This is a genomic window from Paenibacillus sp. FSL K6-2441 (genome assembly GCF_037964765.1).
Taxonomy (GTDB): Bacteria; Bacillota; Bacilli; order Paenibacillales; family Paenibacillaceae; genus Fontibacillus; species Fontibacillus phoenicis.
In genome coordinates, this window is the sequence record NZ_CP150174.1 from 3,420,329 (window position 1) to 3,433,060 (window position 12,732).

The following is a 12,732-nucleotide window of genomic DNA, read 5'->3' on the forward strand; positions in this document are numbered from 1 at the left end:
CCCGCTCTTCCCGGACTGATCTATCGTGCTCTTGCAATGCCTTCCCGTTACTCCGGAAAGGTCAATTCATCGTACAGCTCGGATACGTTCTCCCATTCCTCGTCGTCATCAATCGTGACCAGTTCCAGCTTATCGCCGCTCGTCACGATCTTGAAAATCTCCGGCTCTTCATCCTTGGACGCGTCCTCCGGCAATAATACCGCGTAGGCCGCTCCGGCGACGTCAAACTCCTCAACGACTTGATAATAGGAGACATTGCCCGATTCGTCTTCAAGTTCCACGACTGGGCCAAATGTGTCGCGAACCCGCGACGTCATTACTGCTTGGTCTGCTGTAAATTCAGTCATTGCCATCTTCTCCATCAAACTCGTCGATAAGCGTATTAAAGGTCTCCTCAACGATTTCCCATTCTTCGTCGCTTTCGATCGTGTACAGCTTCAGGTCATCGCCGTCTTCCTCGTAACGGAACGCGTATACCTCTTCGCTCTCTTCATCTTCATTCCCATCGGAATCCAAAGGAACGACCATCATATACTTGGCGTCCGAACCGTCGACTTCGAATTTCATAATCACTTCGAACTCTTCTTCATTGCCCTCTTCATCGGGGATATAAATAATTTCCGGTTCTTCTTCATTTCCGATACGATCTTTAGACATACGCGATCACCCTCACTTTATACTCTTAGAGTCCAAATAATTTTGCAAAATCAAGCTGGCGGCCATCTTGTCGACGACACCTTTGCGTTTCTTCCGGCTGACATCCGCATCCAGCAGCGTACGCTGCGCAGAAACGGTGGTCAGCCGTTCATCCCAGAGATGCACGGGCAGATTCAGCTTAGCCCGCAGATCCTCGGCAAACGCCATGCATATTTCTCCACGGGGACCAATCGTACCGTTCATATTCTTGGGCAAACCCACAACGATCTCTTCCACCTCGTGCTGCTTCACAAGCTCGGCGATGCGCTCAAATTCGCTGCCTTCCTTGCGGCGCTCGATGGTTTCGAGCCCTTGGGCGGTCCAACCCAAGCTGTCGCTCACAGCCACTCCGATCCGCCGGTCCCCGTAGTCTAGGCCCATGATTTTCATGTATTGCTCCTTTAAATGCGGATCCACCGCTTATCCGTTCTTGAGAAGGTTCGCTGCCATCAACGGTGATTCGCCATGTAAAAGCGCACCAGCTCTTCGATCAGCTCGTCGCGTTCCTTCTTGCGAACCAAACTTCTCGCATTGTTATGACGCGGTATATAGGCCGGATCCCCCGATAACAGATATCCGACGATCTGGTTTACCGGATTATACTCCTTCTCCTGCAAAGCCTGGTAAACCGTAAGAAGAATCTCCTGCGCCGACGCTTCTAGTTCATCGCCCTTGACGTTAAATTTGACGGTTTTATCCATGGAGTCCATGATGACACCTCGCTTCTTCGACATACGCCTTTATGATCGCAGCTGTTTTCCTCTTAGCCTAATCATACTATACCATATCATGGGTTCCATAAGGAAATTTTCAGTGATATGCCCCGTCAAATTTCACCACCTTCTCAGGCTTGGGAAGCAATCCACTCCGCTGCTACTTTTAATGCTTCGTCCAGCTTGCTGGCATCCTTGCCTCCGGCCTGAGCCATATCCGGACGACCGCCGCCTCCGCCGCCGCATACCGCCGCAATTTCCTTGACGAGCTTGCCGGCATGCAATCCGCGAGCCACTTCTTCCTTCGGAACAACGACGACAAAATTTACTTTGTCTTCGTTTGGCGCGCCCAACACCAGCACGGCATCCGGCAATTTCACCTTCAGCTCGTCAGCCAGCGTGCGCAGCGCATCCATACTGCCGGCTTGCACGCGTGCAGCCAAAAGCTTGGTTTGGCCAACGCTCACCACTTGGCTCGTCAATTCGCCGGCTTCGATGACGCTCAGCTTGCTTTGCAGCGATTCGTTCTCACGACTCAATTCCTTAAGCTGCTGGAACAATCCCTCAACCCGCTTCGGCACATCGTTTACGTTGGCTTTCAACAGGCCAGCCGCTTGCTTCAGCAGGTCCAGCTGTCCATCCATAAACAGATATGCGCCGCGTCCAGTCACCGCTTCGATCCGGCGTACCCCGGAACCGATGCCGCTTTCGCTGACGATTTTGAACAGGCCGATCTCAGCCGAGTTGTTCACGTGGCAGCCGCCGCAAAGCTCCAAGCTGTAGTCGCCAACCTTGACGACGCGGACGATGTCCCCGTACTTCTCACCGAACAGCGCCATTGCCCCCATCGCTTTCGCTTCATCAATTGGCTTCAGCGAGGTCGTTACAGGCAAGGCATTCCAAATCTGTTCGTTGACGCGGCGTTCGATTTCCGCCAGTTCCTCCGGCGAGATGCTGCCGAGGTGGGAGAAGTCGAAGCGCAAGCGCTGCGGTTCAACGAGGGAGCCGGCCTGGTTCACGTGTTCGCCAAGCGTCTCCTTCAACGCCTTATGCAACAGGTGAGTTGCTGTATGGTTCTTTACTGTGTGGCTGCGTTGTTCACGGTCTACGGAAGCGGTAACTTCGGCGCCAACCCGCAGTTCACCGGTCTTCACCGTGACTTGATGCACATGCTGCCCATGAGGAGCTTTAAACAAGCCCTCCACATCGGCGCTAGCGGAGTCGCTATGAATCGTCCCTTGGTCGCTGACCTGGCCGCCGCTTTCCGCATAGAACGGCGTAGAAGCCAGAATCACTTGACCCGATTGGCCCTCGCTCAAGGAATCCACAAAAGCGTCATCAACCACAATCGCTACAATGCTAGTGGTAACTTCAAGCTCATTATATCCAACGAATTCGGTTTTAGTCGTAAAATCCGCCAAAACGCCGCCCTGCACCTTCATGCTGCCGCTATCGTGGCGGGCTGCCCGGGCGCGTTCACGCTGTTCTTCCATGGCGGCTTCAAAGCCTTCGCGATCTACGCTAAGCCCTTGCTCCGCTGCGAAATCCTCGGTCAAATCCAGCGGGAAGCCGTAAGTATCGTACAGCTTAAACGCATCAGCCCCGCTGATCTGCGTGCGGCCTTGCGCTTTCGCTTCAGCACTGATATCGGCCAGAATCGCCAAGCCATCACTCAATGTTTCATGGAAGCGTTCCTCTTCCGTGCGGATGACTTTCTCGATAAACTCACGTTTGGTAACTACATCCGGATAGTAGGTGCCCATGATGTCGCCAACCGTCTCTACCAAGCTGAACATAAAAGGTTTGTCCAATCCGATCAGCTTGCCATAACGTACCGCCCGGCGCAACAGGCGGCGGATGACATAACCGCGGCCTTCGTTCGAAGGCAGAACGCCGTCAGCTACCGCAAAGGTCACCGTACGGATATGGTCAGCAATTACCTTAAGTGCCACGTCACTGTCCTCAGCAGCGCCGTAAGTTACCCCAGCCAAGCTGGCGGTCTTTTGGATAATCGGTTGGAACAAGTCGGTATCGAAGTTGGAGTTCACGTCCTGCAAAATCGACGCAAACCGCTCAAGTCCGGCACCGGTATCGATGTTTTTATTCGGAAGCGGCGTGTAGCTGCCGTCCTTGTTGTGGTTGAATTGTGAGAACACCAGGTTCCACACTTCCAGGAACCGTTCATTCTCCCCGCCTGGATAACATTCCGGATCCGATAGATCGCCGTAAGCGTCGCCGCGGTCATAGAAAATTTCCGTACAAGGTCCGCAAGGCCCTTCCCCGATATCCCAGAAGTTATCCTCCAGCTTAATGATGCGTTCTGCAGGAATGCCGATTTTTTCATTCCACAGTTTAAATGCTTCTTCATCCTCAGGATATACGGTAACCGACAGGCGATCTGGATCAAAACCGATCCATTTCTTATCCGTCAGGAATTCCCAAGCCCAAGTAATCGCTTCTTCCTTAAAATAGTCCCCAATCGAAAAGTTCCCCAGCATCTCAAAAAACGTATGGTGCCGGCGCGTCTTCCCGACATTTTCGATATCGTTCGTGCGAATACATTTTTGCGAGTTGGCAAGGCGCGGATTTTCCGGCTTGACCCGCCCGTCGAAATACGGCTTCAGCGGCGCCATCCCTGCATTGATCCACAAGAGCGAAGGATCGTTATGCGGGACGAGTGAAGCGCTGGGTTCGATTTTATGGCCTTTGCTGGCAAAGAACTCCAGCCATTTGGAACGGATTTCACTTGCTTTCATCGTCTTGACCTCCTAAATGTTCCTCTAAAAATAAAAACGCCCCTGAAAATCAGGGACGATTGCATCGCGGTACCACCCTGGTTATCGCTTCCGATGCGGCTGGACGGGTTGTCCGCCGGCGTTCTAAAGCGATCGCCTCGTCGGTCCGATAACGGGGACCTGCCGGTGAATTTGTAGCCCACACTCCGAAATTAGCTTTCCGTCCGCGCGAGATTTCAGGTTCTCTCAGCCACCGCCTCGGCCCCCCTTGCGGGACGCCGCCTGCAGCGGAACCCTTCTCTGGCAAATCCGCTTGCCGAACGTACTTGATTTCATCAACGCTTTGAAAATTTTCACATAACATTTTAAGTATATAAGGCGAGGAACGCCGTGTCAATGCAGCTTGTCCACCTTGCGTTACATCGCTTTGCGGCGAACGTAGTAGGCATAGAAATGCTGAATAACTACCTTCACCACGGCAAAAAACGGCACCGCCAAAATCAACCCGGGCACCCCCGCCAACTCCCCGCCAATGAGAAGCGCCAAAATGATCAGCATCGGGTGCATATGTAAGCTACGTCCAACCACCTGCGGGGAAATGACGTTACTTTCGATCGTTTGGCACAGCATGTTGACGAGCAGGACCAGCAGCACCATTTTCCAAGAAATCGTTGTCGCCATAACCAAGGCCGGAGCAGCCCCGAGAAATGGGCCCAGGTAAGGGATGATGTTGCACAGAGCAACCACTCCCGCCAGCAGCAGCGCAAACGGCATACCGATTAACATATAGCCGATATAGGCGAGCACACCGATAATGACGCACACCAGCAGTTGCCCCCGGACATAGTTACCCAGAGCCATATCGATTTCCTTCAGCAGCGTGATGATCGACTTGCGCCGCGAGCGCGGCAAGTACTGCAGGATCAGCCGCTCGATCAGCTCGATGTCCTTCAGCATGTAGAAGATCAGGAACGGGATAATAAACGCATTAAACACGACGCCGATCGTTGTTCCGATATTGTCCAGGAAGCCGGAAATGGCGCTTGCCAAACGGTTTTCAAATTGATAAAACCAGTTGTTCATCCCCATGCGAATGCTCCCCGGCAAAATACCGTTGTCCCAACGATTCATCATTTGCTGGGTGTGAAGGGTAAGCTCCGGCAAATGCTCGCCCAGCTCCTCCAGCTGTTCGACGAACATCGGAATCACGTTCATGAGCACCACGGACAAGCCGGTCAGAAACACCGCATAGATCAGCAGCACGGCCATCGTCCGCGGCACCCTCCGCCCGCCAAGCATCCGAACGATCGGATTTAAGACATAAGAGATAATGATGGCGATGACAAACGGAGCGAAAACGGCCTTCAAAAATCGGTAGACGAGCGCAAACATCGGCCGCAGCTGCCACACAAAAAACAGGATCACCAGCCCCAACAACAGCCAAACGCCATATTGGAACAGCTTGCTTTGGGTGATCGGTACCAGCGGTTGCTTCTGCTCTTCCCGCTCTTCTTGCTTTTTCGGTTCCTTTTGCGCTTGCTCCATCTGCTGCTTGTGCGCTTGCTCCTTCTGCTGCTTGTGCGCTTGCTCCTTCTGTTCATTGGGTCCCATCGATGCTACGCCCCTCCCTATTTCACAGCGAATTACTCGTATAGATCAGTATTTGTCTGGGGAGGTAAATTTATGAGAGGGGGCGGCGAAGAGGCGGGGATGTGGGGTACGAGAGCTTGAAAAGAGTTGATGTTTAGTTTCTCCAGAATCATTTCCCCCTCTGGCCTTTGGTGCTCTTCTTCATCGCTCCCACCAATCCCCGGTTCTTCGCCGCCGGGGGGTGTAGCTGTGGCCCGGCAATCTGCAAGGCATGATTGTCCGGGCATGTAAGTAAGGATTGCGTGGAGCCGCTTGCTCGTAACGGACCTGAGAGACGCTATTAGGTCATTTCCCGTCCATTTCCCGATGTAACGGACCCAGTGGCCCTTAATCAGCTCGAAATGCAGTTAACAGGGGCAACTCCAGTTGAATAAGGTCTTCTCAGTCCGTTAGATTCCCGACTACCGGATCCAGAAGCGAATAAGGTCTCCTGGGTCCGTTAGACCCCCCACGGACATCCACAACCAAAAAGCCCGGATACATCTGGTGTTACCGATGCATCCGGGCTGCTGAAGCGAGCCGGAGAAGAGCTTCAAGCCTCTCATCTCATCCGTGACAAACGGCGGACAAGAGCGGCCCGAGGTCGTTATTCACATGCCCTGAATAAGCTCTTCCCCTGCTTGCCACCGCTTAGCGGCTCTTCAACTCCTCATAATGCGCCAGCACCGCTTGATGGATCGGGTGCTCGGCGTCGAGGCCGGTGTATTTGGCCAAGGTCTGCGAAGCGCCAACTTCTCGCAGCGACGCCTGCAGCTCCGCGGCTTCCGGGTCGTCCGGAACATCGAAACAGAGCGCCATCGCCATCGTCAGCGCCAGGTAGCCGTATCCAAACTCCCGTTCATACGCCTGCGTTGCCGGGGAGACCAGCCGATCGCCGGCGGACAGCTTGCGGATCGGTGAACGGCCGACCCGCGAAACCTCGTCCGTCAGCGCCGGATTGGCGAAGCGCTCCAGAATCGTATCGATATACGCCTGATGCTCGGCTGGCGAAAATCCATGTTTCGCCACAAGCACCGCCCCGGTCTCCGAGAGGACGGCGCGCACATGCTGGGCGACTTTTTGATCATTCATCGCTTCCTGAATCGTGGCATGGCCCTGCAGATATCCCATATAAGCGGCCGAGCAATGGCCGGTATTTACGGTAAACAGCTTGCGTTCGATATAAGGCTCCAACCGGTCAACATAGTGAACGCCTTCGACCCGATGGAAGCCGTCAAACATTTGCGATTGGTCAACCGCCCATTCATAAAAAGGTTCCACCACAACCTGCAGCGGGTCCTCATGCTGTTGCAACGGAACGATCCGGTCGACCGCCGCATCGGGAAACGCTACATGACGGTCCGCCCACTGCCGTGTGGCTTCATCCAACTGGGCATAGACATGCTCCTTGAGCTGGGAGCTGCCGCCGATCGCGTTCTCGCAGGCAATGATATGCAGCGGGGAAGCCGCAGCTTCGTTTTTCCGCAACACCAGCCCTTGGGCGATCGTACCGGCGATATGCTTCAGGATGGTCACACCAACCGCCGTCGTGACCAAATCGGCCTCAGCAATCGCCTGGGCAGCAGCAGCGGGATCACTCATACTGTTAATCGCCGTCACGCCTTTTACGATGACCGTCTCCTGCTGATCGCTCGCCAGGGTAACAGGGTATTCCTTACGCCGTGCCAACTCCGAAACGAGCTTCTCGTTCACATCGACAAAGCATACTTCGTAACCGGAACGGGACAACAGCAAACCGATAAATCCTCTGCCGATATTGCCTGCACCAAAATGGACCGCCTTCATCCTTCCATGCCCCCTTCAAGGATCTCCGCAATTTCTTCTTCCGTTGTGGCATTCATAATTCGTTCCAAATTGGATTCGTCCGTGAACACCATAGCGACATTGGTCAGTACTTCCATGTGATCCCCGCCGGCTGCGGCGATGCCAATCACGATAAAGGCCGGCTCATCCCCGCCGAAATCAACGCCTTCAGGGAAGCGGACAACCGACAGTCCGGTCGAGAAAATCATGCCTTTGGCTTCTTTCGTCCCGTGCGGGATCGCCAAACCTCCGCCCATATAGGTGGAGACGATCTCTTCACGCTCGATCATTTTGTCCACGTATTCTTCCGTCACATGACCCGCGTCAACCAGCAGCTTTCCGGCGAGGCGGATCGCTTCATATTTATCGCTCGCTTTTCCATTTAATATAATTTTCTCTTTAGACAATAATTTCATGATTGTTCTCTCCCTTTCCACGTTATCCTATCTTCTCTTTTGTTTACAAATTCTCAAAATAAACCAACAGCTCGGTCGCCAAAAAATTTCGGATCTCCTGACGTTCTCCGGTTTCCAGCAGCTCCACCAGCTCCGGCTTCAGCAGCAAGGCGCTGATTTCGCTCAGCACTTCCAAGCTCTCGCGCGACAGCTCCCGCGGCGCGAGCATAAATAGCAGCGCACTAACTTCTGTTCCCCCGTCCAACACCACGGGTTCTTCCAGCCGGAACAACGCCAGCGAACGGTAATTCACGAACCGGGTTCGTGTATGGAACAGCGCCAGCGAAGTCCCCGGAATCACCTGACTGGCCATTTTCTCCCGTTCCAGCAAACGGTCGGTTACAGCCTGCACATCGGATACAGTGTGCTTCGTCTGCCACTCCTCCGGCCCAAAGCTTGCGGAACCGGACGGCGGGACGAATAACCGGTTCATTTCCTCCAGCGCCACCGTAACTGTCTCCCGCAGTGAAAATCCCCTGTTATTTAGCACACGCACGTCGAATTGCTCCAGCAGGCTGACAACCTCGTTCAGAGACACCGACAGCGACCGTACCTTGTCAAAAGCCCTTGTTTTTGTGGATTCCGGCTCAGGTGTCATCTTCCGCGATTTTAATACCGTACGCTGGACGTACTCGAGCAGCCGCTCGGTGTCCTCGTCCGTTAACAACGGACTTAGCTTCACGTAACGATCCTCTGGAAGAGGCAAATCAATCGTCGAGATGATTAAGTCGTAATCGGATTCGGGAAGCCGCTTCGCCTCGTACCACGAGACATTGCCCAGCACTTCGATTTGCGGCATTTCTTTGGCAAGCCGCGTGGCCAGCAGCTTGGAGGAGCTTAGCCCGCTCGAGCAGACCAGAATCGCCCGTACGCTGAGGCCAAGCTGGTTCAGACGCTCCATGGAGGCTCCGAAATGCATCACCAGGAAGCCGATCTCTTCGTCCGGGATTTCTAAGCCGGCCACACTTTCGTTCATCGCCTCACGTACGATGCCAAACAATTCATCGTAGTCTTTACGAATGGCGCCCAACAACGGGTTGCGGATGCGGGAGCCTTCGCGGATGCGTTTGAAAGCCGGGCCCATATGCTCTAGCAGACCGCTTCGTAGCAGTCGATCCTCCTGGAACGGAATTCCGGTACGCTTAACGACGTTCTCGGTCAGCCGATACACCGTATCGACCAGCTCCATATCCGCTTGGACGAGCTCGGGTGAAGCTTCTTTGGCCCGGCTGAACAAGCCGTTCATATAAGCGATTTCCTCCGGCGGGAATGTCAGCTCGAGCTTCTCGGCCAAACGAGAAGCGAATCGGGCCGTTTCTGCCTCATCCTGCTCTCCGCCCCCGACGGGAGGTAGCTTGCGGTTCTTGCCTGCGCAACTAACCAGCCTTCCTTCCTTGATCCGATTCACTGAAACGGAGAGACGAATGAGCAGCTGCGTGTAGGCATTTTCGGACAAATGCTCCGTCCAGCTCCAATTCATCGCCCATAGCGTGTTTTCTACCGTCATCAGGTTATCCGTCCCAACGACCTCGAGCAGTCTGGCCGTGGCGGAGGAGACTTGGTTTTCCGGCGAGCCTCCAATCAAGTCGGAGTAATCCAAATGCTCAGCCGCCAGTTGGCATAACGCCGCGCGTTTCTGCTGTTCCTCGCCAAGCAACTCGACGCCGTAGCCGCGGCGGCGAACCAGTTCCAGCCCAAAGCGGCTGAACCAGGGCTCCACCTCGTCCAAATCGCTGCTGATGGTCGCTACCGTCACCTTTAGGCCATGGGCCAGCGTAAATAGCTTACACGGCTCCTGCTCCTCAAGCAAACGGCAGATCAGTAAGAGATGCCGCTCCTCGACGGAATAGTCGCTGGGCTTATCGACCAGCAGCAATCGTTTGGCCTCTTGCAGCTTCTCGCCCTCCTCGCTGCCTTCGGCATTGCTCCAGACAGAGATTCCGGTACCGGATTTACGGTGCAGGACTAAGCCGAAATAGGCTAATATTTTTTCAATCTCGTCCAGTTCCCGGTGAACCGTTCTGACGCTGACGTTGATCTCCGCTGCGATTTCCGCAGCGGTCATCCCGTGCTTGCGTCCGAGGAGGAGAACGAGGATTTGCTTTTGTCGTGCGGTCATTTTCCGCATATCAAGTCTCTCCTAATATAGACGCAAAACACCGGCGAAAATCGCCAGTGTTCTGCCCCCGCATCGTAACTGGCGTTGCTTAGCCTTTCAAACGCTCAACCAGTTCATCGTATTTGGGACTCTTCAGGAAATTATCAATGGAGATATGCTCGGCGTCCGGTTTGTTGGCGATCGCGCGATCCGTCAGCGTTTTTTGCGTAATGACGATGTCGGCGTCGCTTGGAATTTCGCTGACTGCCGAGTTCACGACCGTCACCTTCACGCCGGCGTCCTGCATTTTCTTCCTCAGAACGGATGCACCCATCGCACTGGAACCCATACCAGCGTCGCAAGCGAACACGATTTTGTTCACCGTTTGTTTCTTCACGCCGCCTGCAGCAGCAGGGGCTGCCGCCGTGTTCTTCGTACCTGCAGCTTTCATTTCTTTCACTTTCGCCGAAGCTTCTTCCAAGTCCATTTCTTCATCCGTTTGTTTACCCGTTTTGAGCAGCAGCGACGCAACAAGGAACGAAACGACTGCCGCAACAATGACCCCGCTTAACATTGGGACGTATCCGCCTTTTGGCGTCATCAGGAAGTAAGCAAAAATACTACCCGGAGAAGGAGAACCTACAAGACCTGCACCGGTCAATTGGAACGTAAACGTACCGGCAACGCCGCCAGCCATTGCAGCCAGCACCAGAATCGGTTTCATCAAAATGTACGGGAAGTAAATCTCGTGAATCCCGCCCAGGAAGTGAATCACAACCGCGCCTGGAGCCGATTGTTTCGCCATGCCGCGACCGAAGATCCAGTAAGCCAGCAGGATCCCCAGACCTGGGCCTGGGTTCGATTCGAGCATAAACAGCATCGATTTGCCAACCCGAAGTGCTTCTTCCGCAGCGATTGGCGTAATTACGCCGTGGTTGATTGCATTGTTCAGGAACAATACTTTCCCCGGTTCAATAATAAGGTTGACCAGAGGCAGCAATTTCGCGTCCACCAGGAAGTCAACGCCCGAAGACAACGCTTTGCTGATCGCGGTTACAACCGGTCCAATGCCGGAGTATGATCCCAATGCCATGAGACCGCCCAGAATCCCGATCGAGAAGTTGTTCACCAGCATTTCAAAGCCGGATTTAATTTTTCCCTCGACCAATTTGTCGAACTGCTTAATGACCCAAGCGGACAATGGACCAACGATCATCGCGCCGAGAAACATCGGGATGTCGCTGCCGATGATAACCCCCATCGTCACAATGGCTGCCGTTACCGCACCCCGTTTCCCGTGAACCATTTGCCCACCGGTGTAGCCGATGAGGAGCGGCAGCAAATATTTGATCATTGGATCGACCAGTTTGCCGAGATACTCGTTCGGAATCCATCCGGTCGGGATGAATAATGCGGTAATGAGCCCCCATGCGATAAACGCGCCGATATTCGGCATCACCATACCGCTGAGCGCACGACCGAACTGCTGAACCTTCACCCGGGCTCCGCCGGTTCCTGCAGACGGCTGTTTGGTTTGTGCTATAGCCATAAAGAGTAACCCCCTTATAAAGATGCACGGATCATCAACAGTCTTGCTTGTTGGCTTACCGTGTTTCTACCCTCATCCTAATTCAAAGCGCTTTCTAACTCAATCAAATCAAAACACGGTTTCGTCATGATTATTGTTGTCAACATTTGAAGAGTGATTCCTGCCTAAACAAAAAAAAGCCGCCCCCTTCGATATAAAAAGGGGACAGCTTGTGCATCTTCACAGCATAGCAGCAATATATTGTTACGAGGAAGCGTGCATTTGCGGGAAGTCCTGCACCATTTCCTCACCGAAGAACAGATCATCCAGAGAGCTGAGCGTTCCATCTTCTTCTACTTGATATACGGACATTTTGTCGCCGTTTACCGTCAATTCGATAAAGCAACCCCAGCAGTAGAACTGGTGGGAGCCGATTTTCCCAATATCCTTGGAATTGCAATTTGGACATTTCATCATAGAACCATCACCTATCCATCCACAAAAAATTCACGGCTTTTCAAGCAGCTGTTCGCTGCCCAGGGGCACCATGATCGCGTTTTCCCCTCGGGTCATCTCCGGCATAAATGGCAGCAGCTTGCGCCCTTCCATCAGATCGGTGAAAAACCCGTCGCTAATTTCAATTCCAGTAATTGTATTTCCCAATTCGTGTTCAAAATAAACATCCGTTACATGGCCTAGACGTATTCCGTCTTCAGTCAGGACAGGCAGTTCTTTTAATTTTCCATTTCCCGTTAAGAAGGTATTCTGTATATTCTCGGCTTCCCACTTGCGGACAGCCTGTTGATTGCAGATCATCACGGCATCTTCACCGTAAGCCACGATATCCTCCCATCGCACGGCCTTGACGCTGGAATTCCAAAACAATCGATTCTCCAGTTGGATGCCGACGATCGACCAATTGTGGTCCAGGAGGAGGTCAACGACTTTCCCGACCTTCTTGCCACGCTCCACATCATAGACGGTCAGACCGATCATTTCTTGCATTCTCATGTTGAAATGGACACTCCCTGTTTGGGCATCTCATACTAATACC

The 12,732-nt window shown here is 53.5% G+C and carries 12 protein-coding genes; all 12 read right to left on the bottom strand.

All coding sequences use genetic code 11. The annotated features are described in order from the left end of the window. Positions 1–47 precede the first annotated feature (47 nt). On the bottom strand, positions 48–347 hold the full coding sequence (locus NSQ80_RS15695) for a DUF1292 domain-containing protein (RefSeq protein ID WP_036644712.1): 300 nt from the start codon (positions 345–347) through the stop codon (positions 48–50). Continuing rightward, positions 340–657, bottom strand: a complete 318-nt coding sequence (locus tag NSQ80_RS15700) for a DUF1292 domain-containing protein (RefSeq protein WP_009224380.1) — start codon at positions 655–657, stop codon at positions 340–342. The genes NSQ80_RS15695 and NSQ80_RS15700 overlap by 8 nt, the downstream gene beginning before the upstream one ends. Positions 658–669: 12 nt before the next feature. Beyond that, entirely contained in the window at positions 670–1,086 is a 417-nt protein-coding gene (gene ruvX / locus NSQ80_RS15705; RefSeq protein WP_009224381.1) for a Holliday junction resolvase RuvX, read from the bottom strand. 59 nt (positions 1,087–1,145) lie between these two features. Beyond that, positions 1,146–1,406, bottom strand: coding sequence for an IreB family regulatory phosphoprotein (locus NSQ80_RS15710; RefSeq protein WP_016311191.1), 261 nt, complete (start codon positions 1,404–1,406; stop codon positions 1,146–1,148). A 134-nt stretch (positions 1,407–1,540) separates the two neighbouring features. Then, complete coding sequence (gene alaS, locus NSQ80_RS15715) at positions 1,541–4,165, bottom strand: alanine--tRNA ligase (protein ID WP_339299841.1); 2,625 nt, start codon at positions 4,163–4,165, stop codon at positions 1,541–1,543. A gap of 396 nt (positions 4,166–4,561) precedes the next feature. Next, a complete protein-coding gene (locus tag NSQ80_RS15720; protein WP_260070255.1) occupies positions 4,562–5,629 on the bottom strand; it encodes an AI-2E family transporter in 1,068 nt (355 codons plus the stop codon). A 795-nt stretch (positions 5,630–6,424) separates the two neighbouring features. Next, complete coding sequence (locus NSQ80_RS15725; protein WP_260070224.1) at positions 6,425–7,579, bottom strand: mannitol-1-phosphate 5-dehydrogenase; 1,155 nt, start codon at positions 7,577–7,579, stop codon at positions 6,425–6,427. Next, positions 7,576–8,013: a PTS sugar transporter subunit IIA gene (locus NSQ80_RS15730; protein ID WP_009224387.1), complete on the bottom strand. Its 438-nt coding sequence runs from the start codon at positions 8,011–8,013 to the stop codon at positions 7,576–7,578. Before NSQ80_RS15730 ends, NSQ80_RS15725 begins: the two co-directional genes overlap by 4 nt. A 43-nt stretch (positions 8,014–8,056) precedes the next feature. Next, complete coding sequence (locus NSQ80_RS15735; RefSeq protein ID WP_339299844.1) at positions 8,057–10,180, bottom strand: BglG family transcription antiterminator; 2,124 nt, start codon at positions 10,178–10,180, stop codon at positions 8,057–8,059. 79 nt (positions 10,181–10,259) lie between these two features. After that, positions 10,260–11,699, bottom strand: coding sequence for a PTS mannitol transporter subunit IICB (locus NSQ80_RS15740; protein ID WP_009224389.1), 1,440 nt, complete (start codon positions 11,697–11,699; stop codon positions 10,260–10,262). Positions 11,700–11,942: 243 nt separating this feature from the next. Then, positions 11,943–12,152, bottom strand: a complete 210-nt coding sequence (locus NSQ80_RS15745) for a hypothetical protein (RefSeq protein ID WP_026263546.1) — start codon at positions 12,150–12,152, stop codon at positions 11,943–11,945. A 33-nt stretch (positions 12,153–12,185) separates the two neighbouring features. Further along, positions 12,186–12,689: a PRC-barrel domain-containing protein gene (locus tag NSQ80_RS15750; protein ID WP_009224391.1), complete on the bottom strand. Its 504-nt coding sequence runs from the start codon at positions 12,687–12,689 to the stop codon at positions 12,186–12,188. Between the last annotated feature and the right edge of the window lie 43 nt (positions 12,690–12,732).

Bases quoted from the DNA above. Each gene is read 5' to 3' on its own strand.
- NSQ80_RS15710 (WP_016311191.1), bottom strand. From the start codon at position 1,406: ATGGACTCCATGGATAAAACCGTCAAATTTAACGTCAAGGGCGATGAA.
- NSQ80_RS15750 (WP_009224391.1), bottom strand. From the start codon at position 12,689: ATGAGAATGCAAGAAATGATCGGTCTGACCGTCTATGATGTGGAGCGT.
- NSQ80_RS15725 (WP_260070224.1), bottom strand. From the start codon at position 7,579: ATGAAGGCGGTCCATTTTGGTGCAGGCAATATCGGCAGAGGATTTATC.
- NSQ80_RS15695 (WP_036644712.1), bottom strand. From the start codon at position 347: ATGACTGAATTTACAGCAGACCAAGCAGTAATGACGTCGCGGGTTCGC.
- NSQ80_RS15700 (WP_009224380.1), bottom strand. From the start codon at position 657: ATGTCTAAAGATCGTATCGGAAATGAAGAAGAACCGGAAATTATTTAT.
- NSQ80_RS15730 (WP_009224387.1), bottom strand. From the start codon at position 8,013: ATGAAATTATTGTCTAAAGAGAAAATTATATTAAATGGAAAAGCGAGC.
- NSQ80_RS15745 (WP_026263546.1), bottom strand. From the start codon at position 12,152: ATGAAATGTCCAAATTGCAATTCCAAGGATATTGGGAAAATCGGCTCC.
- ruvX (WP_009224381.1), bottom strand. From the start codon at position 1,086: ATGAAAATCATGGGCCTAGACTACGGGGACCGGCGGATCGGAGTGGCT.
- NSQ80_RS15735 (WP_339299844.1), bottom strand. From the start codon at position 10,180: ATGCGGAAAATGACCGCACGACAAAAGCAAATCCTCGTTCTCCTCCTC.
- alaS (WP_339299841.1), bottom strand. From the start codon at position 4,165: ATGAAAGCAAGTGAAATCCGTTCCAAATGGCTGGAGTTCTTTGCCAGC.
- NSQ80_RS15740 (WP_009224389.1), bottom strand. From the start codon at position 11,699: ATGGCTATAGCACAAACCAAACAGCCGTCTGCAGGAACCGGCGGAGCC.